Genomic DNA, 21,446 nt, shown 5'->3' on the forward strand with positions numbered 1-21,446 from the left:
GTTCTCGCCGCCCATTCCTGAGCTAGGGGAAGCGACGGCCAAGGGCCGGACACCGGAAGATTCCGGCGTCCGGCCCTTGTCGTTAAGTCACGTAGAATTGAGGCACTATGGCGAAATCCCCTGACTCCAGCAACTCCACCCCGGCGGGCTCCAGCGCGGTGAAGCGCAGTCCGTTCACGCGCAAGCCGAAGGAAGCAAAGGCCAAAAAGCCCAGCAGGTTCAAGCAGATCGGCGAGGTCTTCACCATGACCCGCCGCCACGACCCCATGGTCCCGTGGCTCATGCTGCTGGTCTTCCTGGGCGTTGTGGCCGTCAGCTTCCTGGTGGGCTTCTGGCTGGACAACTGGATCACGGGCCTGATCATCGGTATTCCGCTGGGCCTGCTGGCTGCTACCTTCATCCTGTCGCGCCGCGCCGAACGTGCGGCGTTCGCCCAGATTGAAAACCAGCCCGGCGCCTCCGGCGCCGCTCTGGGCACGCTCCGCCGCGGCTGGATCACGGAAGAACAGCCGGTGGCTGTCAATCCCCGCACCCAGGACGCCGTATTCCGCGCCGTTGGCCGTCCCGGCGTCGTTCTGGTCAGCGAAGGACCCACCCACAGGGTGAAGCCGCTGCTTGATGCCGAGCGCAAGCGGCTGGCACGGATCCTGCCCAACGTGCCCGTCCACACCATCCAGACCGGGCACGGCGAAGGCCAGGTGCCGCTGAGCCAGGTGGCGAAGCAGATGGGCAAGATGAAGAACGAACTGACCAAGCTGGAGGTCAGCACCGTATCCAAGCGCATCGCGTCCATGGGCACCCGGCTTCCCATCCCCAAGGGCATCGACCCGTACAAAGCGCGTCCCAACCGCGGACGCTAGGAAAAAGCGCCCCGGCGCCGGCACCGCCGGGCACCGGGGCGTTTTTCTTGCCCCCCCCCCCCGAGACCGGCGGCCTTCCAGGCCAAGCATCACCTCATGACAGGACATGCCACCATGCCCCTGCGGACAACAGTCCTCCGCGCCTTCCGGATCCTTGCCGTTGCCGAAGCATTCAGCTGGGCGGCGTTGCTCACCGGCATGTACTTCAAGTGGATTGCAGGCACCTCGGAGGTGGGCGTCCAAGTGGCCGGACCGATCCACGGGGCCCTGTTCGTGGGCTACGGGCTTGCCGCGCTCATCCTGTGGCGCGTGCAGCGCTGGCCGTTCCCGGTTGCCGTGCTCGCCGGCGTCTCCGCCGTCTTCCCCTTCGCCACCATCTGGTTCGAGCGATGGGCGGGCAGGCGCGGGCACCTCAGCAGCGCACCTGCGGAGGATGCCGCCGCTGACCTTGAACCCAGCCGGGCGTAGGCGCGGGCAGGTCGGAGGGGTTGGTGTCACCGATGCGGCAACAAGGGTCAAGGACCCGGTGAAGGGCTGGCAGGGCCGCCGGGGTACCGTAGCTGTTCTCTCCCTGCTGGGCGCAACCCTGTTCTGGGCAGGGAACTACGTGGTGGGTGCCGGAGCCGTCCAGAGCATCGACCCGCTGAGCCTTGTCTTCCTGCGGTGGTCGCTGGCGGTGGTGCCGCTGCTCGTCATTGCGCAGCTCGTGGAAAGGCCCTGCTGGCGGTCGGTCCTCGCAGCATGGCCGTGGCTGGCGTCGCTGAGCGTGCTGGGGCTGCTCGGGTACAACTTGCTCCTCTATTTCGCCTTGGAGCACACCGATGCGTTCAACGCCTCGCTCATCAACGCTTTCAACCCAGCGCTCATCAGCCTGGCTGCCGCGGTGTTCCTGCGCGAGCGGCTCACACCGCTGGCGGTGGCAGGCGTCCTGATGGCGCTGGCGGGCGTCCTGATTGTCATCAGCGGAGGGAACATAGGGCGGCTGGTGGCCACCGGTTTCGGCACCGGTGAGGTACTCATGGTGGGCGCCATCGTTGTCTGGACCGCGTACACCATCACGGGCCGGCTGGCACCGAAGATCCCGCCCATCACCGCAACAGCAGTCCAGGCGGCGGTGGTCGTGGCCATTCTGGGCCCGGTCCGCTTCGCCACGGGCGGCCTGGCATTTCCCCCAACAGGTGCCGCCCTGGCATCACTGCTGTTTATCGCCATCTTCCCGTCAGTCCTCTCGTACCTGCTGTGGAACCGGGCCCTGACGGTCCTGCCTGCGGCCGGTGCGGGAGTGTTCCTCAACCTCATCACCGTCTTCACGGCGATTCTGACCGTCCTTGCCGGGCAGGTCCACACGATTGCCCAACTGGTGGGCGGCGCCGTCGTTATTGCGGGCGTGGTGGTGACCAACGCTCCGGCCCTCCGGCGGCAGGGACGGACCGGGGAATTGCCGGAGGCGTAAGCGGGACCGCTACCGGCGGATCAGGAGTGTGTTCATGGCTTTGTCATGCAGACCGCGCTGGTCGGGATCGAAAATCACTGCCGGTACCACCAGGCACAGCAGCAGGGTCCGTACCAACGCCGCGAGCGGACCCGGTGTCCCGCCGCCGGGCTTCACGACGGCAATACCCATGGCGCGGTGGCCGATGCTGTAGCCAAGGGTGCCCACAAGGAGGATCTGCTCTATGGCGAAGACCGCAAGGGTTGCCCAGGAGTCGCCGGCAAAGGCAAAGTTGCTGATCAGCAGCGCGATGCCCCAGTCGATCATGATCGCCACGATCCTGCGCCCTGCCCGGGCTATCGAGCCAGGTCCCGACTCCGGCAGGCCCAGCCGCTCCCCGGGGTACTTGGAGATGCCCGAGGTGTCCGGTCCACTGAGCCACGAACCTATGTCTTTGCGATCTACCACCCTTCAAGCCTACCGGCCCTGCTGGACGCGGCGGCGCCCACAGTGTGGATAGGGTTGGACCACTCTGTGGACGGGGGATAGCGTTGCCATAGCAGGGCATTCTGTAACCTGCCCGAAACAATGCGGACATGGACGGGAAATGCCGGATCCATAGGCTGTTAGCAGTTTCAAGCAAATCCCCCGGCAGGTGTACGCAGCAGGGAAAACCTTGCGTTCTCCCTGCCTTTGGATTGCGCTGGATCAGATGGCTTGCACGCCAGATATTACATATGCGTTAGGAGCATAGATGTTCAAGACTGCGGACGAAGTCCTCAAGTTCATCAAGGACGAAGATGTAAAGTTCGTCGATATCCGCTTCACCGATCTTCCGGGTGTCCAGCAGCACTTCAACGTCCCCGCCAAGAGTGTTGACGCCGACTTCTTCGTCAACGGCCAGCTCTTCGACGGATCCTCCATCCGCGGCTTCCAGGGCATCGCCGAATCTGACATGCAGCTCATCCCGGACGTCACCACCGCGTTCCTGGACACCTTCCGCATGGAGAAGACGCTCGCGCTGAACTTCTCCATCGTGAACCCGCGTACCGGCGACCCCTACCACCGCGACCCTCGTGGCGTTGCCGAGAAGGCTGAAGCCTACCTGGCATCCACCGGCATCGCGGACACCGCCTTCTTCGCTCCCGAGGCCGAGTTCTTCGTCTTCGACAACGTCCAGTACAAGTCCTCCCCCGAGGGCAGCTTCTACAAGATCGACTCCGAAGAAGCCCACTGGAACACCGGCCGCGAGGAAGAAGGCGGCAACCTGGGCTACAAGACCCCCGTCAAGGGCGGTTACTTCCCGGTCTCCCCCACGGACAAGCAGGCCGACCTGCGCGATGCCATGTGCGTCGCCCTGGACGAGGCCGGCCTTGAGGTCGAGCGCAGCCACCACGAAGTTGGTTCCGCCGGCCAGGCAGAGATCAACTACAAGTTCACCACCCTGACCCACGCTGCCGATGACCTGCAGAAGTTCAAGTACGTCATCAAGAACACGGCCGACGCCTGGGGCAAGTCCGTGACCTTCATGCCTAAGCCGGTCTTCGGTGACAACGGTTCCGGCATGCACTGCCACCAGTCGCTGTGGAACGGTGGCGAGCCGCTGTTCTATGACGAGAAGGGCTACGCCGGCCTGTCCGACACCGCCCGCTGGTACATCGGCGGGCTGCTCAAGCACGCTTCCGCCGTCCTGGCGTTCACCAACCCGACGGTGAACTCATACCGCCGCCTGGTCAAGGGCTTCGAGGCCCCGGTCAACATGGTCTACTCGCAGGGCAACCGCTCCGCCGGTATCCGTATCCCGATCACCGGTTCCAACCCGAAGGCCAAGCGCATCGAGTTCCGCGCTCCGGACCCCTCCTCCAACCCGTACCTGGCTTTCGCAGCACAGCTGATGGCCGGCATCGACGGTATCCGCAACCGGATTGAACCGCCGGCGCCCATCGACAAGGACCTCTACGAGCTCCCCGCCGAGGAAGCCAAGGACATCCCCAAGGCTCCGGGCACCCTGGAGGAAGCACTGGAAGCCCTGCGCGAGGACAACGAGTTCCTGCAGGCCGGCGGCGTCTTCACCCAGGACCTGATCGACACCTGGATCGAGTACAAGTACGAGAACGAGATCCGCCCGCTGTCCCTGCGCCCGAACCCCTACGAGTTCGAGCTCTACTACGGCGTCTAGCCAGATCCCGCGGGTAGAGCCGGCAGCGTCCGCACACTCCGCAGGAATCTGGATTTGAAAAGGCCGGCCTCAGGTTTACCCCTGAGGCCGGCCTTTTCGCGCTTTAATGCTCCTGAAGCCTTCACGGGTAGGTCCCCTGGGGCGAATGTTTTGTCACAAGGCAAGCATTGTTGGATGCTTGTCCTCATTTGTCACGCCGGTCACTTATGCTCCTCTTATCATCAACCGCTGCACCAGCGGCAGCACTATGAGAAAAGAAAATCCATGGGGGCATCTCAGAGGCGGCTACTGGCCGCCGCTGCTTCATTCGCCATTGCAACGTCCAGCATCGGATCCGTTGCACCGGCCACCGCAGCACCAAGCAGCGCGGTAACGACTGATCAGGTTACCAAGCCAAGCAACTCACCGACCGAACCGTCCCCAGCGTCGACAGGAATTCAGCCGACACCTACGCCCACTGAGGCGGCACCCGCTGCTACAACCATGCCGGAGCCCGCGCCCGCGTCCGTGCCAGGCAGCAACGCAGTCCCGGAACGGGCAGTCGCAGCGCCAACTGCATCACCGGAGGCGGCACCAACAAGTACCGGCACCCCCACACCGAATATCGCCAGCGAAAGCTACCCAGTGCAGGGGGCCATCGGCGCTAAATACGAAACCGCTTCGGCCATCCTTGGAGACGCTACGTCCCAGGAATTCACAAACCAGCGTTTCGGTGGCTCATACCAGCTCTTCCAGAATGGCACCATCGCTTACCTCCAGGAGTATGGCGCCTTCATGGTCATCCGTGGAAACAACATTGTTTGGCAATCCGTTGGTGCCCAAAACAGCGACCTCGGCTATCCAACATCTGATGAGTATGCGAATGAGCGTGCATACTCGGCCGGCGGGGTGACGCAGAACTTCCAATTCGGCAAGATTTCGTGGTCCTTCCACCATGGCTCGAGGATTACCAAGGGCGGCATTGGTGCCACCTGGGATAACACTGGCGGCGCTGCGGGCGAACTCGGCTACCCCACGACCAATGAGTACACCCTGGTGGCCGGCGGTGTCATGCAGGGCTTCGAATACGGCAAGGTGTACTGGGGCGCCGCAACCGGCTCACACATTATCAAGGGCAGTATCGGGGCCACGTGGGAATCCCTCGGCGGCCCGCTCAGTGGCCTTGGCTATCCCACGACGGATGAATACGCCACCGCTAACGGCGGCGTCACCCAATCTTTCCAGTACGGCCAGATTGCCTACTCCCCGTCCACGGGCTCCCACGTCATCCTGGGCGGCATCGGTGCGACCTGGCTCAGCCTGGGCGGGCCCAACAGCAGCCTTGGTTACCCGACCAGCAACGAAATCACCGGCCTGACCGGCGGCGGTGCGAAGCAGTACTTCCAAGGTGGCCGCATCACGTGGTATCCGGGCAACGTCAGGATCGAGTACGCTTCAGGCGCTCACTAGCGGGTCCCGGCACCCTGGAAGCCAGCGCACGGAGCGGGCTGGGACAGGAAAAGGCGGCCACGGATATCGCATCCGGTGGCCGCCTTTTTCGTTCACCGAGGGTTCAGGGCAGGATCCCGGCTAAGGTGGAGGCCCGGCTCCTGACGTGCTGAGACCGGGAGCCGGACCCCCTGACGAATGCCCCCCGAGACGAAGACTTTGTCCAGCCTTCCCCCCAACAAGGTTGGAGAACACCGCCAATCCACATAATCGGGCAAACGGTTGCTGAGCGCAACGCCGGAAGCGCCCGTTACGCCGCCGGGGTGCCGTCGAAGGCGCGGAACATGGTCCGCTGCGGCCCGGCCGAGCCGCCCATATATTGGCCGCAATCAACATAGCCCGCCCGGCGGTAAGCGGCCGCAGCACGCGGGTTGGCTTCATTGACGGAGAGTACGACGCCGGACTGGCCGCTTTGGTGCCGCACGGTGAGGTGGTGCGCGGCCTCGGCAGCGGCGGCAGCAGCGCGCGTCCCCAAGCCTGTGCCCTGGTGCCGCCGGTCAATCAGGAAGCCGCGCAGCAGCCAGGCGGAGTGGTCATCGGGCCAGCCGGCCAGGCGCGCCGCCCCCGTCTGGAGGGTCAGCACGCCGACGGCGGCGCCGGCCCGCTCGATCACATACGGCCGCCGCGCCTCCTCCGCCAAGCCGGCAAGGGCCATCCTCAGCGGATCACCGACGAAGCGCTCCTGCCCGGGAGCCAGCTCAAGTTCCGCCACGGCGCCGAGTTGTACGGCACGGGCGTCGGCGTCCAATTCCCGCAGCGGAATAAGCCAGACATGGCCGCCCGGCCAACCGTCACTGTCCATAGAAGACTCGTTCGAAGACCGCACGGGCACGGCGGCTCACCCGCAGGTAATCCTCCTCCAGTGTGGTCGCGTTTCCGGGCTCGTAACCACACCAGCGCGCCACGGCCTCCAGGTCCCGGCGTGAGGAGGGCAGGAGGTCGGAGGCCTTACCGTTCCAGATGACGTTGGCGGACCGGATCCGGCTTGCCAGGCGCCAGGCCCTGACCAGGAGGGCGGCGTCGGGTCCAGCGAGCAGGCCCAGCTCAGCCGCGGCCTCCAGTGCTTCCACGGTGGAGGTGGTCCTCAGTTCCGGATGCTTGCCCGCGTGCTGGAGCTGGAGCAGCTGGATAAGCCATTCAACATCGCTCAGGCCACCGCGGCCCAGCTTGAGGTGCCGGGCGGGATCGGCGCCGCGGGGCAGCCGTTCAGACTCCACCCGGGCCTTGATGCGCCTGATCTCCCGGACGTCCTGCTCGGACACGGACTCCGGGTAGCGGATGGGGTCAACGAGCTTGACGAAGTCCGCAGCCAGCCCGTCATCGCCTGCCATGGGACGCGCCCGCAGCAGCGCCTGGGCTTCCCAGATCAGGGACCAGCGGCGGTAGTACTCGGCGAACGACTCAAGGGAGCGGACCATGGCGCCGTTCTTCCCCTCCGGCCGGAGATCGGCATCCATCTGGAGGACACGTTCGGCCATGATGGCGGGCTTCAGCGGTTGGGTCAGGAGACTGGAGACCTTGGCAACGATGCGGGCAGCCTGCTCCTGCGCCTCGGCCTCGGAGAAGCCGGGCAGGGCGCGGTGGACGTACATGACATCGGCGTCGGAGCCGTAGCCGATCTCCTGGCCGCCCTGGCGGCCCATCGCCACTACCAGCACTGCGGTCTTCAGGGGCCCGCTGGCGGACACTATGCCCTCCGCCACCCGCAGCGCACCCAGGACAGCGGCCCGGTCCGTGTCCGCCAGCGCCCTTCCCACCTGGTCCTGGTCCAGCAGGCCTGCGGAATCGGCGACCGCAATGCGCAGGATCTCGCGGCGGCGGATCAGCCGGATCAGCCGCATGGCGCTCTCCGGGTCCTTGTGCCGGGACATCTTGGAGGTGATCTCCTGCCACTGCGCCTGGAAATCCACCGGGACCAGGTCCTTGTCGTGTCCCAGCCAGGCCACCGATTCCGGCGACACCTCCAGCAGGTCCGCGATCAGCCGGGAGTTGGACAGCATGTGGCAGAGCCGCTCAGCGGCGGCGTTGGAGTCGCGGAGCATGCCGAGGTACCAGTGGGTGGTGCCCAGCGCCTCGCTGACCCGGCGGAAGGCCAGCAGACCGGCGTCGGGATCCACGCCCTCGGCCAGCCAGTCAAGCAGGATGGGCAGGAGCTGGCGCTGCAGGGCGGCGCGGCGGCTGACACCGGCGGTCAGGGCCTCGATATGCCGCATGGCGCCCTGGGGATCCCGGTACCCGAGGGCGGCGAGCCGGCCCTCGGCCGCTTCGGGCGTGAGCCTCGCATCCTCGCTGCTGAGTTTCGCCGCCGTATTCAGCAGCGGGCGGTAGAAGATGCGCTCATGCAGTTCCCGTACAGAGCGCTTGGTCTTCTGCCAGGCGGACAGGAGCGCATCGGGGTGCGGCCGCTCGTTGGAGAACGGACCAAGCACTGCCTTGGCCAGCGACCGCAGCGCAGGCTCGGCCACCGGCATGAGGTGTGTGCGGCGGAGCTGGAACAGTTGGATGCGGTGTTCCAACAGGCGCAGGTAGCGGTAAGCCTTGTCCAGTGCGGCGGCGTCGGACCGGCCGATGTAACCCCCGGCCGAAAGCGCGGCGATCGCGGACGTCGTGTCCCGCCGTCGTAATGTCTCATCCGACTTGCCATGCACCAGCTGGAGCAACTGGACAGTGAACTCCACGTCCCGCAGGCCGCCACGGCCAAGCTTGATCTGCCGCTGCTCTTCCGCCGCCGGGATATGCTCGGTGACCCGCCGGCGCATGGCCTGCACGGACTCGACAAAGCCTTCACGTCCCGCCGAATTCCAGATCAGCGGAGCCACGGCCTCCTCATACTTGCGGCCCAGGTCCGCGTCGCCTGCGATGGTGCGGGCTTTGAGCAGGGCCTGGAACTCCCAGCTCTCGGCCCACCGCGCATAATACGTCTCGTGCGAGGCCAGGGTGCGGACCAGCGGGCCGGACTTGCCCTCGGGCCGAAGGTTGGCATCCACCTCCCACAAACCGGGTTCCCGGGCAACGGAGGAGATGGCCCGCGAGATGCCGCTCGCCAGGGCCGTGCCGATCGTGTTGGCGCGGGCGTCCTCAAGGCCGCCGGCATCCACCACATAGATGACGTCGACGTCGGAAATGTAGTTCAGTTCGCGGGCTCCGCATTTGCCCATGCCGATCACGGCGAGGCCGACGTCCGCCACTTCCGTGGCACTGTACTGCTCCGCGGCCTCCGCGCGGGAGACTGCGAGGGCGGCCTCTATGGCGGCACCGGCAAGGTCCGCCAGTTCCCCGCCGACAGAGGGCATGAAGTCCAGCGGGTCCGCCGCGCACAGGTCCTTGACGGCCAGGTCCACAATCCCGCGGCGGTAGGCCGTTCGCAGGGCAACGTAGGCGTCGGCTCCGGTGGCGGTGGCGACAGGGCGGGCCGCCCGGGGGTCTGCGCCCACGGCCTGCAGGAGGGTTGCGCGCAGGCGCGCGGGGTCGGCAGGCAGGGGTTCCGGGCTGACGCGGACGTGGAAGGCGTCGAGGTGCTCGGGGTGCCGGATGAGGAACTCCCCCAGCGCTTCGGAGGCGCCGAGCAGCCGGTACAGCGGCTCACTCGTTTCCGGGTCGGCAGCAGCCAGGTCACGCAGCTGCGGGTGCTTTTCGATCAGGCGGACCAGGGACTGCAGGGCGGTGTCCGGGCTGGCAGCCAGGTGCAGGCCGGCAAAAAGCCGGTCCTGGTCCAGGCCTTCCAGCTCACGCGCAGCCAGGAAACGTTCGCCCTTTTCCAGGTCGCTGAATCCGGCCGCGATGAGGCGGCGTGCCAGGCTCACGCCGGGCACCTAGAGGATGCCGAGGTTGCGCTGCAGCTCGTAGGGCGTCACCTGCAGCCGGTAGTCCTGCCATTCGGCGCGCTTGTTCCGCAGGAAGTGCTCGTAGACCTGTTCGCCGAGGATCTGCGGCATCAGCTCGGAGTCCTCCATGGAGCGGATGGCGTCGTGGAGACTTGCCGGGAGCGGATCATGGCCCATGGCGCGGCGTTCGGCGGAGCTCAGCGACCAGACGTCATCCTCAGCGGCAGCAGGCAGCTCGTAGCCCTCCTCGATGCCCTTCAGGCCGGCGCCGAGCAGTACGGCGTAGGCGAGGTATGGGTTGGCGGCTGAGTCGATGCCGCGGTACTCGATCCGCGCCGACTGGCCCTTGCCCGGTTTGTACAGGGGCACGCGGACCAGGGCGGAGCGGTTGTTGTGGCCCCAGCTGAGGTAGCTGGGTGCCTCGCCGCCGCCCCACAGCCGCTTGTAGGAGTTGACGAACTGGTTGGTGACGGCGGTGAACTCGGGCGCATGCTTGAGGATGCCCGCAATGAACTGCCGCGCGGTCTTGGACAGCTGGAACTCGGCGCCGGCTTCAAAGAAGGCGTTGCTGTCGCCTTCGAACAGCGAGAAGTGGGTGTGCATGCCCGAGCCGGGGTGGGCGGTGAACGGCTTGGGCATGAAGGTGGCGTAGGTCCCCTGCTGCAGGGCCACCTCCTTGATGACGGTGCGGAACGTCATGATGTTGTCCGCCGTCTGCAGGGCGTCGGCGTAGCGGAGATCGATTTCGTTCTGGCCGGGGCCGCCCTCGTGGTGGCTGAATTCCACAGAGATTCCCACCGATTCCAGCATGGTGACGGCGGTACGGCGGAAGTCCTGGGCCACGCCGCCGGGAACGTGGTCGAAGTAGCCGCCCTCGTCAACCGGCACGGGGGCGCCATCCGGGCCCAATTCCTGGGACTTGAGAAGGTAGAACTCAATCTCGGGATGGGTGTAGCAGGTAAACCCCATGTCAGCGGCCTTGGCAAGGGTCCGCTTGAGGACGTTGCGCGGATCCGCGGTTGAGGGCTCGCCGTCGGGGGTCAGGATGTCGCAGAACATCCGCGAGGTCTGCTCGGTTTCGCCGCGCCACGGCAGGATCTGGAAGGTGGCAGGGTCGGGCTGCAGCAGCATGTCGGACTCGAAGACGCGCGCCAGGCCCTCAATGGAGGAGCCGTCAAAGCCGAGGCCTTCCTCGAAGGCGCCCTCCACTTCCGCGGGGGCCAGGGCCACGGACTTCAGCGATCCCACGACGTCGGTGAACCACAGGCGCACGAAACGTACGTCGCGCTCTTCGATTGTGCGCAGGACAAACTCTTGCTGGCGGTCCATGATGGCCTCTTCTCCGGTCAACGTCCATGCTCCGGGGCCCCACAGGGCAAGCCGGCAGCAGTTCACCAACACTGTACTAAGCATTCGGCGCCAATGCTTGAGCCTGCACCGCGCGTAACACAGCATTAACCTCCGCGACGGGGCATGCGCGCGGCGGACCCCTTGTGGCCGCCTACACCGGGTTCCCGCGCGCCCCCGCTATGACGCTAATCACTCTTCGCTGCCTGCTGCCCCGGTAGCTAGGACGGCGGGTACCGCATTACGCTCATCCCATGGCTTCCAGCAACAGTTCCGACTCCAGCGTGTCCGCCGACGTACCCGCCCCCTACGGCAGCGGCCCCGGGCAGCAGCCTGCTTCCGCTGCCGAAGGGAAGCCGGCGAAGGTCCGTATCCACCACCTGCAGCAGGCCAAGAGGGACGGAACGCGGTTCGCCATGCTGACCGCCTACGAACAATACACAGCCGAGATTTTCGACGCGGCCGGCATCGAAGTCCTCCTGGTAGGTGACTCGGCGTCCAACAACGTGTTCGGCAACGAGACCAGCCTGCCCGTCACCGTGGACGAGCTGCTGCCGCTGTGCCGGGCTGTTGCGCGGTCAGCCAAGCGCGCCCTGGTGGTGGCGGACCTTCCCTTCGGCAGTTATGAAGTCTCGGCCGAACAGGCGGTCGCTGCCGGCGTCCGATTCTTGAAGGAAGGCCTGGCCCATGCAGTGAAGATCGAGGGCGGAAAGTATTACGCCCCTACGGTCCGGGCCATGGTTCAGGCAGGCATTCCGGTGATGGCGCACATCGGATTCACGCCGCAGAGCGAACACGCCCTGGGTGGCTACCGGGTCCAGGGCCGCGGCGACGATGCGCAGCGGCTGATCGACGACGCCCGGGCCCTCGCCGATGCGGGCGCCTTCTGCGTGCTGATGGAGATGGTGCCGGCCGAAACCGCGGCGGCGGTCGATGCTGCAGTGCAGGTCCCCACCGTAGGCATCGGCGCGGGCAAGGCAACCACCGGCCAGGTGCTGGTGTGGCAGGACATGGCAGGGCTGCGGGGCGGCCGGATGGCGAAGTTCGTCAAGCAGTACGCGGACCTGCGCAGCACCCTCCTGGACGCCGCAACGGCCTACGGTGAGGACGTCCGGTCCGGCCAGTTCCCCGGCCCCGAGCACTCGTTCTAACTTTTTACAACGGCCCTGGCTCTTTACAACGGCGCTGCAACAGGCGACCTGACCGCAACGCGCGGGTGACGTGTCGGCGTCTGGTCGGTGCTCCGGAAGCGGACGTCAAGGTGAGGCCGCCCGCGGCCCAGGCAGTCCGCGGAGGAGCGCCGCCCAGGCGCCCCTGCGCCCGCCACCTGTTCAGTCGTCGTCGCCCTTTTCCCAGGCCTCGTTGCGTGCCCTCACCTTCTCCAGCGCGTGTTCCGCTTCGGCCCTGGTCTTGTACGGGCCAATGAGCTGGCTCCAGTCCGACAGCCGGTCCTCTTCCACCTCGTGGGTGTTGATGTTGAACCAATACTCGGTCATCGTTGCTCCTCGTTCCGTCGGGGGCACCGCAGGGTGACCCACGTAACTTAAACCCCGCGGCGGGTCTTCGCCGCCTGTCGGTTGTTGGGCGTTCTGCGGTGCCTTATATGATCAATCTATGCCTTCCCTTGCCTCGACTGCACCCATCGGCACCCTCACCCCTGGAGCCGTCAGCCCGCAGCGTCCCGTCCCGGCGTCCATCCCCCGTCCGGAGTATGTGGGCAAGCCTGCCCCGGCCAAGTTCACCGGGTCCGAGGTCAAGTCCGCCGAGACGATCGAGAAGATCCGGGTGGCCGGAAAGATCGCGGCCCAGGCCATCGTGGAGGTCGGAAAGCACATCCAGCCAGGTGTCACCACGGACCAGCTGGACAAGGTGGGCCACGAGTTCCTGCTCGACCACCACGCCTACCCCTCCACCCTCGGCTACCGCGGCTTCCCCAAGTCTCTGTGTTCGTCCCTGAACGAGGTCATCTGCCACGGCATTCCGGACAGCACGGTCGTCCAGGACGGCGACATCCTGAACATCGACATCACGGCGTACATCGACGGTGTCCACGGCGATACGAATTACACCTTCCTGGTGGGCGACGTGGATGAGGAGTCCCGGCTGCTGGTGGAACGGACCCGGGAATCGCTGAACCGGGCCATCAAGGCGGTGGCCCCCGGCCGGGAAATCAACATCATCGGCCGCGCCATCGAGTCCTATGCCAAGCGCTTCGGCTACGGCGTGGTCCGCGACTTCACCGGCCACGGCGTCGGCGAGGCCTTCCACACCGGCCTGATCATTCCCCACTACGACGCCGCCCCCGCCTACAACACGGTGATCGAGGCCGGCATGGTGTTCACCATCGAGCCGATGCTCACGCTGGGCACGGTGGAATGGGACATGTGGAGCGATGACTGGACGGTGGTCACCAGGGACCGCAAGCGTACGGCCCAGTTCGAACACACACTGCTGGTCACCGAGACCGGCGCAGAAATCCTGACCCTCCCCTGAAGGCGGCCCCACCGGCCAACACACGTAGAACCAAGCATGTAGAACCAAGCACGCAGAACCGGTCCACAACCGAGAATCCAAACCAGGGGCGCCCTGATGCGCCCCTTTCCTGCCCGCCCCTGTCACGAACGGAAACCCCATTGGCCAAGAACGACGAGAAGCCGCACAAGAACGAACCGCTGATCGGCATCGATATCGGTGGAACGGGTATCAAGGGCGGCATTGTCGACCTGAAGAAGGGCAAGCTCCTGGGTGACCGGTTCCGCGTGCCCACCCCGCAGCCGGCCACCCCGGAGGCTGTGGCCGAAGCCGTGGCCCTGGTGGTGGCGGAGCTCTCGGCCAGGCCCGAGGCACCTGCCGCCGGTTCGCCAGTGGGCGTGACGTTCCCCGGCATCATCCAGCACGGTGTGGTCCATTCGGCCGCCAACGTGGACAAGAGCTGGCTGGAGACGGACATCGACGCGCTCCTCACCGCGCGGCTGGGCCGGCCGGTGGAAGTCATCAACGACGCCGATGCCGCCGGCCTGGCCGAAGCGCGCTACGGCGCCGGGGCGGGCGTGTCCGGAACCGTCCTGGTCATCACGCTGGGCACCGGCATCGGTTCAGCCTTCATCTTCGACGGCAAGCTGGTGCCGAACGCAGAGCTGGGCCACCTGGAAATCGACGGTTTCGACGCCGAATCGAAAGCCTCCGCCGTGGCACGGGAACGGGACGGCCTGTCGTGGGACGAGTACAGCGTGCTGCTGCAGCGCTACTTCTCGCATGTCGAGTTCCTGTTCTCGCCGGAACTGTTCATCGTGGGCGGAGGCATCTCCAAGCGCGCGGATGAATACCTTCCCAACCTCAAGCTCCGCACGCCGATCGTACCCGCGGTGCTGCGCAACGAAGCAGGAATTGTCGGCGCCGCCCTGGAAATCGCGCTGAAGCACAAGCTGGCCAAGTAGCGCTGGTGCCGGTGGCGGCCGCGGCTTCCCCTCCGCTGCCGCCACCGGAGTCTAGAGGGCGCTCTTCTCGGAGCTCTTCGCGCCGGAGGTGCCCTTGGCGTCATCCTCGGCCTCATGGCGGAGCAGGGCAATGGCGGTTTCGAAATCCTCGAGGGACTCGAAAGCCTGGTAGACGCTGGCGAAGCGGAGGTAGGCCACCTTGTCCAGCTTCTGCAGGGGACCAAGGATGGCCAGGCCAACCTCATGAGCGTCGATCTCGGCAGCTCCGGATGCCCTGATCTGCTCCTCCACCTCCTGCGCCAGCAGGGCGAGGTCATCCTCGCTCACGGGCCGGCCCTGGCATGCCTTCCGCACGCCGTTGATGACCTTGCTCCGGCTGAAGGGCTCCCCCACGCCGGAGCGCTTGATCACGGACAGGCTGGTGGTTTCGACTGTGGTGAAGCGGCGGCCGCATTCGAGGCACTGGCGGCGCCGGCGGATCGCCGACCCGTCGTCAGCCATTCGGCTGTCCACCACGCGGGAATCGGGGTTGCGGCAGAACGGACAGTACATCGCGTTCCCCCTTCTCGCTCGTGGTGTGCAACGTCCTCGACGCCAACAGCACCGCCGCGTGGCAATGCTGTGGCGTCTTTCAGTTTACGGCCATATCTGGGGGAATAACAATCCTGTAATTACTACATGTAGTAGCTACGGCATCTCCGGGAAGCGGGCCGTGACGGCGTCTCCGTGGGCCGGCAGGTCCTCCGCCCGGGACAGGTTGACGATGTGGCTGCTGACCTCCGCCAGGGCGGCCTCACTGTAGTTGACGACCTGGATGGCCCGCAGGAAAGTGGTGACGTTCAGGCCCGAGGAGAAGGCCGCGGTGCCGCTGGTGGGCAGCACGTGGTTCGACCCGGCGCAGTAGTCGCCCAGGCTGACCGGGCTGTAATCGCCCACGAAGATGGCACCGGCGTTGCGGATGCGTGCCGCAACCTTCGCCGCGTCCCGCGTCATGATCTCCAGGTGCTCCGCGGCGTAGGCGTCGCAGGCCGTGATGCCCTGCTCCAGGCTGTCCACCAGCACCGCGCCGGACTGCGGGCCGGAGAGGGCCTCCCGGACGCGTGCGGAGTGCTTGGTGGTGCCTGCCTGCCGCTCCAGTTCCGCGCGCACCGCCGTCACGAGTTCCTCGGAATCGGTGATCAGCACCGAGGCCGCTTTCGGGTCGTGCTCGGCCTGGCTCACCAGGTCCGCGGCGACCAGCGCGGGCTGTGCTGTGTCATCTGCGAGGACGGCGATCTCGGTGGTTCCCGCCTCCGAGTCGATCCCCACGACGCCCTTGACCAGCCGCTTGGCGGTGGCGACGAAGATGTTACCCGGACCGGTCACCACGTCCACGGGCTCCAGCGCCGGGCCGTGGCCGTTGCCCTCCGCCCCGTAGGCGAAGGCGGCAATGGCCTGCGCGCCGCCGATGGCGTACACCTCGGTGATTCCCAGCAGTGCCGCTGCCGCCAGGATGGTGGGGTGCGGCAGTCCGCCGAACTCCTTCTGCGGGGGCGAGGCCAGGGCAATGGACTCCACGCCGGCGGCGAGTGCGGGCACCACGTTCATGATCACGGACGACGGGTAGACGGCCAGGCCGCCGGGGACGTAGAGCCCCACGCGAGCCACGGGAACCCAGTTCTGGCTGACCACCGCGCCGTCGCCGAGCTCCACGTCGACGTTGCGGGGACGCTGTCCGTCCGCGAACTTCCGGGCCCGGCTGATGGACTCCTCCAGCGCGGTCCGCACGGCCGGATCCAGCCCGGCCAGGGCATCGGCAATCGCCTGTGCGGGGACCAGCGGGTGGTCCTGCTCCACGCCGTCGAACTTGCCGGCCAGCTCGGCCAGGGCTGCAAAACCGCGCCCGCGGACGTCGGAGATGATGTCCAGGACCTTTTCTTCCGCGTCCGCCATGGTCTGGCCCTGGGCCCGCGGTACGGCGGCGCGCAGTGCGGCGAGGCTCATGCTGCGCCCGCGGAGGTCAATGGTGCGGAAGTCGACGGCGGCAGTCGCTGGGGCGGGGAACTCCGGGGAAATGGTCACCCGCCTATTTTACGGCGCTGAAGCTGCCCGGAGTTCCGCGCCCGCCGTCCGCGGGCTTCCGGCCAAGCAGGGTGACCAGTTCCAGGACGAAGACCGAGACGGCCGTGGCGCCGGGCCAGAGCAGCAGGACGGGCCAGGCACGCAGGGAAAAGGCGACGCTGGCGTTGGCTGAAGCGTCCGCCGCCGGACCCCATAGACGGGCTGCGAGGACACCTGTCTGCCATGCCACAATGCTGCCGGCAAGCGCCCCCGCCAACCCCATCAGCAGCGCTGCCTGCGGGTCCCTGCGCTTTCCGTCGGAGAGGAATACCGCCAGCAGGCAGCCGGCGAGGACCATAATCCCGGCGAGGGTCAGGTCCCTTGGAAGCCACACCACGGGGTTGCCGCCCGTTGCCAGGGAGGGGTCCCGGGTGATCAGGTTCAGGCCGCCGGGCGCAAGGACCCACCAGAGGATGCCGGCAGGAATCCCCGCCACCGCCGGGGCCAGCAACATGGTCCAGGGCAGCCGGGTGGGCCGGACAGAATTCGTCATGCAACACACCTTAACAAAGGTTTCCCGTGTCTCCCGGCGCCGGGTGGCGCGGGAGTGCTGCGGTATTTTCCGCGGCGGCCCAAAAGCCCAATAGGCTTGGAGAAAGAGCCACCCACTTATCGCCAGGAGTTCCGGTGACCGACAACAGCGCGCCGTTCGAGCAGACGTTCAGGGAGATGTTCCGGCGCCATGCCGCGGGCGTCGCCATCATCACGGTGAACTACCAGGACGAACCCTACGGTTTCACTGCCACCTCCGTGGCCTCCCTGTCCGCGAAGCCGCCGCGCTTCACGTTCAACATGGCGCGCAGTTCCAGGTCTTGGCCTGCGGTCGCCAATACCCAATACCTGGGTGTCCATATGCTGGGCCTGGAAAACCAGGAGCTTGCGGCCCGCTTCGCCCGGCCGGGGAACAGGTTTGAAGGCAACCACTGGGAAATCGGTTCGCACGGGGTGCCCATCCTGAAGGACGTGGCCGGGTGGCTGATCGGGGAAATACAGATGCGGTTGTCCTTCGAGAACAACGCCGTTGTGGTGGTCCAGGTGGTGGACGGCCAGGTGGGCGGCGACGGCTCGCCGCTGCTGTACCACGGCGGCGCCTACGGGCAGCCCGTTCCCCTCGACTACGAGATCTGAGCCAGCCTGGCAGAGACCGCGGACGACGGCGGGAGGTGCTTCCCGCCGTCGTCCGCGCCTCTCTCAGGCGTCCAGGCAGGCGGGCCCCAGCAGGACCTTCAGGTCACCGAAGAGCGAAGGGCTGGGGTTCACGCGCAGGTGGACCGGCAGGCCCATGATCTCCGTCCGGGTGTCCCCCTGCAGGTGCAGCCGGACCTCGGAGTTGCCGCGGTGCGTGCGCAGCACGTCGCCGAGCTCGGTGACCACGGCTTCGGTGGCCTTGTGCGTGGGCATGGTGATCACCAGTGGGCCGTGCAGCCCCTCGCTGAGGTCCGGGACGGACAGTTCCATGCAGTTCAGGGTGATGGCACCGTCGTCGCGTTTTTGCAGCCTGCCCTTGACCACCACGATCAGGTCCTCGGCGAGCACGGAGGCGATGGGCCCGTAGACCTGGCCGAAGAACATGACCTCGATGGAGCCGCCCAGGTCCTCCACTTCGGCGCGCGCGTAGGCGTTGCCGCTGGCCTTGGCGATGCGCCGGCTCAGGGAGGTGATCATGCCCGCAATAGTGATGATGGCGCCGTCCTGCGGCCCGTCCTCCCCCAGGATGGAGGTGATGCTCATCTCCGCGTGTTGGGCCAGGAGTCCTTCCAGGCCCTGCAGGGGGTGGTCCGAGACGTACAGGCCCAGCATGTCCCGCTCGAAGGAGAGCTTGTCCTTCTTCTCCCACTCGGGCAGGTCCGGAATCTCGATGCTGAGGGACGCTTCCGACTCGGCTTCATCGAACCCGGCGAAGAGGTCGAACTGGCCGATCGCCTCATTGCGCTTGAGGGTGATGACGGAATCGATGGCCTCTTCATGGACCATCGCCAGTGCGCGCCGATGGTGGCCCAGTGAGTCGAACGCGCCGGACTTGATCAGCGATTCGATGGTCCGCTTGTTGCAGACCACGGCCGGGACTTTCATCAGGTAGTCCTTGAAGGACGTGAAGGCGCCCTCGCTTTCGCGCGCAGCCACCATGGCCTCGACGGCGTTGACGCCCACGTTGCGAATGGCGCCCATGCCGAAGCGGATGTCGTTGCCCACAGGGGTGAAGTTCAGGGCGGACTCGTTGACGTCCGGCGGGAGCACCGTGATGCCCATGCGCCGGCATTCGTTGAGGTAGATGGCGGACTTGTCCTTGTCGTCACCCACCGAGGTCAGCAGCGCGGCCATGTACTCGGGCGCGTAGTGCGCCTTGAGGTAGGCGGTCCAGTAGGAGATGACCCCGTAAGCGGCGGAGTGGGCCTTGTTGAAGGCGTAGTCGGAGAACGGAAGCAGGATGTCCCACAGGGTCTTGACGGCCTCCATGGAGTAGCCGTTGTCCTGCATACCCTGGGAGAAGCCGGCGAACTGCTTGTCCAGCTCGGACTTCTTCTTCTTGCCCATGGCGCGGCGCAAAATGTCTGCCTGGCCCAGCGAGTAGCCGGCCAGCTTCTGCGCCACGGCCATGACCTGCTCCTGGTACACGATCAGGCCGAAGGTGCCGCCCAGGATCTCGCGGAGGGGTTCCTCAAGCTCCGGGTGGATGGGGATGACTTCCTGGATCCCGTTCTTGCGCAGCGCATAGTCCGTGTGGGCGTTGGCGCCCATGGGGCCGGGCCGGTACAGCGCCAGGACGGCGGAGATGTCTTCGAAGTTGTCAGGCTTCATGAGCTTGAGCAGCGACCGCATCGGTCCGCCATCGAGCTGGAAGACGCCCAGGGTGTCGCCGCGGGCCAGGAGTTCGTAGGACGCGGCGTCGTCCAACTCAAGGTTTTCCAGGTCCAGGTCGATGCCCCGGTTCATCTTGATGTTCTCAAGGGCGTCGGAAATGATCGTCAGGTTCCGCAGGCCCAGGAAGTCCATCTTGATCAGGCCCAGGCCCTCGGACGTCGGGTAGTCGAACTGGGTGATCACCTGGCCGTCCTGGAAGCGGCGCATGATCGGGATGACGTCGATGATGGGGTCCGAGGACATGATGACGCCGGCGGCGTGCACGCCCCACTGGCGCTTCAGGCCCTCGATGCCCAGTGCCGTCTCGAAGACCTTGGCGGCCTCGGGGTCGGTGGCGATCAGCTGCCGGAAGTCGCCGGCCTCAGAATACCGCTTTGCCTCCGGGTTCTGGATGTCCGCGAGCGGAATGTCCTTGGCCATGACCGCGGGCGGCAGCGCCTTGGTCAGCTGCTCGCCCATGCTGAAGGGGTAGCCCAGCACGCGGGATGAGTCTTTGAGGGCCTGTTTGGTCTTGATGGTGCCGTAGGTGACGATCATGGCCACGCGCTCGTCGCCGTACTTGCGGGTCACATAGTCGATGACCTCGGAGCGGCGCCGGTCATCGAAGTCGACGTCGAAGTCGGGCATGGAGACGCGGTCCGGGTTCAGGAACCGTTCGAAAATCAGCCCGTGCCGCAACGGGTCGAGGTCGGTGATGCGCATCGCGTAGGCCACCATGGAGCCGGCACCCGAGCCACGGCCGGGACCCACCCGGATGCCGTTGTTCTTGGCCCAGTTGATGAAGTCGGCAACCACCAGGAAGTAGCCCGGGAAGCCCATGGACGTGATGACGCCGAGCTCGTAGTCGGCCTGTTTCCGGACATCGTCCGGCACACCACCTGGGTACCGGTACTTCAGTCCCTTGTCCACTTCCTTGACCAGCCAGGATGTTTCGTCCTCCCCGGGCGGGCAGGGGAAGCGGGGCATGTAGTTGGCATCGGTGTTGAAGGACACCTCGCACCGCTCCGCGATGAGCAGGGTGTTGTCGCAGGCATCGGGGTGGTCGCGGAAAAGCTCCCGCATCTCCTGCGGGGACTTGAGGTAGTAGCCGCTGCCGGAGAAGGCGAAGCGCGAGCCGCCGTTGTCGTACGTCGGCTCCAGCAGGGTGGAACCGGACTGGATGGCCAGCAGGGCCTCGTGCGCCTTGGCGTCGTGCTCGTGCGTGTAGTGAAGGTCGTTGGTGGCCACCAGCGGCAGGTTCAGGTCCTTGGCGAGCCGCAGCAGGTCCCCCGTGACGCGGCGTTCGATATCAAGCCCGTGGTCCATCAGTTCGCAGAAGTAGTTCTCCGCGCCGAAGATGTCCCGGAATTCGGCCGCCGCTTCCAGGGCTTCCCGGTACTGGCCAAGGCGCAGCCGGGTCTGGACTTCGCCGGAGGGGCATCCGGTGGTGGCGATGAGGCCCTCGGAATAGGTGTTGAGCAGTTCGCGGTCCAGCCGGGGCCACTTGCCGAAGACGGAATCCAGCGACGCGATGGAGGAGGCGCGGAACAGGTTCCGCATGCCCACGTTGTTGTAGCTCAGCAGCGTCATGTGCGTGTAGGAGCCACCACCGGAAACGTCGTCCTTGCGCTGGGATTCGTCGCCCCACCGCACGCGTTCCTTGTCGGTCCGTGCGGTGCCCGGAGTCACGTAGGCTTCGACGCCGATGATCGGTTTGATGCCCTTGGCCTGGGCCTTCTGCCAGAAGTCGAAAGCACCGAACAGGTACCCGTGGTCCGTGGTGGCCAGGGCAGGCATGCCCAGGCGCTCGGTCTCGTCGAACAGCTCCCCCAGGCGGGCAGCTCCATCCAGCATGGAATATTCGGTGTGGGTGTGCAGGTGGACAAACGAATCATTGCTGGAACTCACCGCACTATTCTAAGCGCTGCCTCCCGGGCG

Annotated in this window: 18 protein-coding genes; 9 read left to right on the forward strand and 9 right to left on the reverse strand. The window is 66.1% G+C overall.

The genetic code is table 11. The features are described from left to right. The first annotated feature begins 107 nt into the window (after window positions 1-107). The 3 genes from AC3IMC_RS18670 to AC3IMC_RS18680 all read left to right on the forward strand — a co-directional run bounded on the left by AC3IMC_RS18670 (window position 108) and on the right by AC3IMC_RS18680 (window position 2,313). Window positions 108-860 carry a DUF4191 domain-containing protein gene (locus AC3IMC_RS18670; RefSeq protein ID WP_490920263.1) on the forward strand — a complete coding sequence of 251 codons (753 nt, stop codon included), beginning with the start codon at window positions 108-110 and terminating at the stop codon, window positions 858-860. A 96-nt stretch (window positions 861-956) separates the two neighbouring features. Beyond that, the gene (locus tag AC3IMC_RS18675; RefSeq protein WP_490920264.1) at window positions 957-1,328 is read left to right on the forward strand and encodes a DUF3817 domain-containing protein; all 372 of its coding nucleotides are present in this window, start codon (window positions 957-959) and stop codon (window positions 1,326-1,328) included. Window positions 1,329-1,386: 58 nt separating this feature from the next. After that, window positions 1,387-2,313: a DMT family transporter gene (locus tag AC3IMC_RS18680; protein WP_490920265.1), complete on the forward strand. Its 927-nt coding sequence runs from the start codon at window positions 1,387-1,389 to the stop codon at window positions 2,311-2,313. Between the two features lie 9 nt (window positions 2,314-2,322). On the opposite strand, the gene AC3IMC_RS18685 is transcribed toward AC3IMC_RS18680, so the two are convergent. Next, window positions 2,323-2,760, reverse strand: a complete 438-nt coding sequence (locus AC3IMC_RS18685) for an RDD family protein (RefSeq protein WP_490920266.1) — start codon at window positions 2,758-2,760, stop codon at window positions 2,323-2,325. Between the two features lie 286 nt (window positions 2,761-3,046). Here AC3IMC_RS18685 and glnA (AC3IMC_RS18690) point away from each other — a divergent pair, with 286 nt between their 5' ends. Both glnA (AC3IMC_RS18690) and AC3IMC_RS18695 read left to right on the forward strand, forming a co-directional pair. Next, complete coding sequence (gene glnA, locus AC3IMC_RS18690; RefSeq protein WP_221387522.1) at window positions 3,047-4,471, forward strand: type I glutamate--ammonia ligase; 1,425 nt, start codon at window positions 3,047-3,049, stop codon at window positions 4,469-4,471. Window positions 4,472-4,954: 483 nt separating this feature from the next. Beyond that, the gene (locus tag AC3IMC_RS18695; protein WP_490920268.1) at window positions 4,955-5,920 is read left to right on the forward strand and encodes an LGFP repeat-containing protein; all 966 of its coding nucleotides are present in this window, start codon (window positions 4,955-4,957) and stop codon (window positions 5,918-5,920) included. Between the two features lie 289 nt (window positions 5,921-6,209). On the opposite strand, the gene AC3IMC_RS18700 is transcribed toward AC3IMC_RS18695, so the two are convergent. Genes AC3IMC_RS18700 through glnA (AC3IMC_RS18710) form a run of 3 tightly spaced genes read right to left on the reverse strand, consistent with a single transcriptional unit; the run spans window position 6,210 to window position 11,112 of the window. Then, a complete protein-coding gene (locus tag AC3IMC_RS18700; RefSeq protein WP_490920269.1) occupies window positions 6,210-6,761 on the reverse strand; it encodes a GNAT family N-acetyltransferase in 552 nt (183 codons plus the stop codon). Continuing rightward, a complete protein-coding gene (locus AC3IMC_RS18705; RefSeq protein ID WP_490920270.1) occupies window positions 6,751-9,762 on the reverse strand; it encodes a bifunctional [glutamine synthetase] adenylyltransferase/[glutamine synthetase]-adenylyl-L-tyrosine phosphorylase in 3,012 nt (1,003 codons plus the stop codon). Before AC3IMC_RS18705 ends, AC3IMC_RS18700 begins: the two co-directional genes overlap by 11 nt. Before the next feature lie 9 nt (window positions 9,763-9,771). Beyond that, window positions 9,772-11,112: a type I glutamate--ammonia ligase gene (glnA, locus tag AC3IMC_RS18710; RefSeq protein ID WP_490920273.1), complete on the reverse strand. Its 1,341-nt coding sequence runs from the start codon at window positions 11,110-11,112 to the stop codon at window positions 9,772-9,774. A 272-nt stretch (window positions 11,113-11,384) separates the two neighbouring features. Between glnA (AC3IMC_RS18710) and panB the strand changes: the two genes are divergently transcribed. Then, window positions 11,385-12,281 carry a 3-methyl-2-oxobutanoate hydroxymethyltransferase gene (gene panB, locus AC3IMC_RS18715; protein WP_490920274.1) on the forward strand — a complete coding sequence of 299 codons (897 nt, stop codon included), beginning with the start codon at window positions 11,385-11,387 and terminating at the stop codon, window positions 12,279-12,281. 180 nt (window positions 12,282-12,461) lie between these two features. Here the strand turns inward: panB and AC3IMC_RS18720 are convergent, their stop codons facing one another. Beyond that, window positions 12,462-12,626 carry an SPOR domain-containing protein gene (locus AC3IMC_RS18720; RefSeq protein WP_490920275.1) on the reverse strand — a complete coding sequence of 55 codons (165 nt, stop codon included), beginning with the start codon at window positions 12,624-12,626 and terminating at the stop codon, window positions 12,462-12,464. A gap of 118 nt (window positions 12,627-12,744) precedes the next feature. On the opposite strand from AC3IMC_RS18720, the gene map reads away from it, so the two are divergent. Together map and ppgK are read left to right on the forward strand one after the other, a co-directional pair. After that, entirely contained in the window at window positions 12,745-13,623 is an 879-nt protein-coding gene (map, locus tag AC3IMC_RS18725) for a type I methionyl aminopeptidase (RefSeq protein WP_490920276.1), read from the forward strand. A 140-nt stretch (window positions 13,624-13,763) separates the two neighbouring features. Continuing rightward, on the forward strand, window positions 13,764-14,567 hold the full coding sequence (gene ppgK / locus AC3IMC_RS18730) for a polyphosphate--glucose phosphotransferase (protein ID WP_490920278.1): 804 nt from the start codon (window positions 13,764-13,766) through the stop codon (window positions 14,565-14,567). A 51-nt stretch (window positions 14,568-14,618) separates the two neighbouring features. On the opposite strand, the gene nrdR is transcribed toward ppgK, so the two are convergent. The 3 genes from nrdR to AC3IMC_RS18745 all read right to left on the reverse strand — a co-directional run bounded on the left by nrdR (window position 14,619) and on the right by AC3IMC_RS18745 (window position 17,160). Continuing rightward, complete coding sequence (nrdR, locus tag AC3IMC_RS18735; RefSeq protein WP_490920279.1) at window positions 14,619-15,119, reverse strand: transcriptional regulator NrdR; 501 nt, start codon at window positions 15,117-15,119, stop codon at window positions 14,619-14,621. A 135-nt stretch (window positions 15,120-15,254) separates the two neighbouring features. Continuing rightward, the gene (hisD, locus tag AC3IMC_RS18740) at window positions 15,255-16,628 is read right to left on the reverse strand and encodes a histidinol dehydrogenase (RefSeq protein WP_490920280.1); all 1,374 of its coding nucleotides are present in this window, start codon (window positions 16,626-16,628) and stop codon (window positions 15,255-15,257) included. 4 nt (window positions 16,629-16,632) lie between these two features. Next, entirely contained in the window at window positions 16,633-17,160 is a 528-nt protein-coding gene (locus AC3IMC_RS18745; RefSeq protein WP_490920281.1) for a hypothetical protein, read from the reverse strand. A gap of 134 nt (window positions 17,161-17,294) precedes the next feature. Here AC3IMC_RS18745 and AC3IMC_RS18750 point away from each other — a divergent pair, with 134 nt between their 5' ends. Then, window positions 17,295-17,795, forward strand: coding sequence for a flavin reductase family protein (locus AC3IMC_RS18750; protein WP_490920282.1), 501 nt, complete (start codon window positions 17,295-17,297; stop codon window positions 17,793-17,795). Between the two features lie 63 nt (window positions 17,796-17,858). Here AC3IMC_RS18750 and dnaE read toward each other — a convergent pair whose 3' ends face one another. Beyond that, a complete protein-coding gene (dnaE, locus tag AC3IMC_RS18755; protein ID WP_490920283.1) occupies window positions 17,859-21,416 on the reverse strand; it encodes a DNA polymerase III subunit alpha in 3,558 nt (1,185 codons plus the stop codon). Window positions 21,417-21,446 lie beyond the last annotated feature (30 nt).

The organism is Arthrobacter sp. E70, assembly GCF_058266945.1.

Coding starts and splice junctions, on each gene's coding strand:
- AC3IMC_RS18670 (WP_490920263.1), top strand. CDS start 108: ATGGCGAAATCCCCTGACTCCAGCAACTCCACCCCGGCGGGCTCCAGC.
- AC3IMC_RS18675 (WP_490920264.1), top strand. CDS start 957: ATGACAGGACATGCCACCATGCCCCTGCGGACAACAGTCCTCCGCGCC.
- glnA (WP_221387522.1), top strand. CDS start 3,047: ATGTTCAAGACTGCGGACGAAGTCCTCAAGTTCATCAAGGACGAAGAT.
- AC3IMC_RS18695 (WP_490920268.1), top strand. CDS start 4,955: ATGCCGGAGCCCGCGCCCGCGTCCGTGCCAGGCAGCAACGCAGTCCCG.
- AC3IMC_RS18700 (WP_490920269.1), bottom strand. CDS start 6,761: ATGGACAGTGACGGTTGGCCGGGCGGCCATGTCTGGCTTATTCCGCTG.
- glnA (WP_490920273.1), bottom strand. CDS start 11,112: ATGGACCGCCAGCAAGAGTTTGTCCTGCGCACAATCGAAGAGCGCGAC.
- panB (WP_490920274.1), top strand. CDS start 11,385: ATGGCTTCCAGCAACAGTTCCGACTCCAGCGTGTCCGCCGACGTACCC.
- AC3IMC_RS18720 (WP_490920275.1), bottom strand. CDS start 12,626: ATGACCGAGTATTGGTTCAACATCAACACCCACGAGGTGGAAGAGGAC.
- map (WP_490920276.1), top strand. CDS start 12,745: ATGCCTTCCCTTGCCTCGACTGCACCCATCGGCACCCTCACCCCTGGA.
- nrdR (WP_490920279.1), bottom strand. CDS start 15,119: ATGTACTGTCCGTTCTGCCGCAACCCCGATTCCCGCGTGGTGGACAGC.
- AC3IMC_RS18745 (WP_490920281.1), bottom strand. CDS start 17,160: ATGACGAATTCTGTCCGGCCCACCCGGCTGCCCTGGACCATGTTGCTG.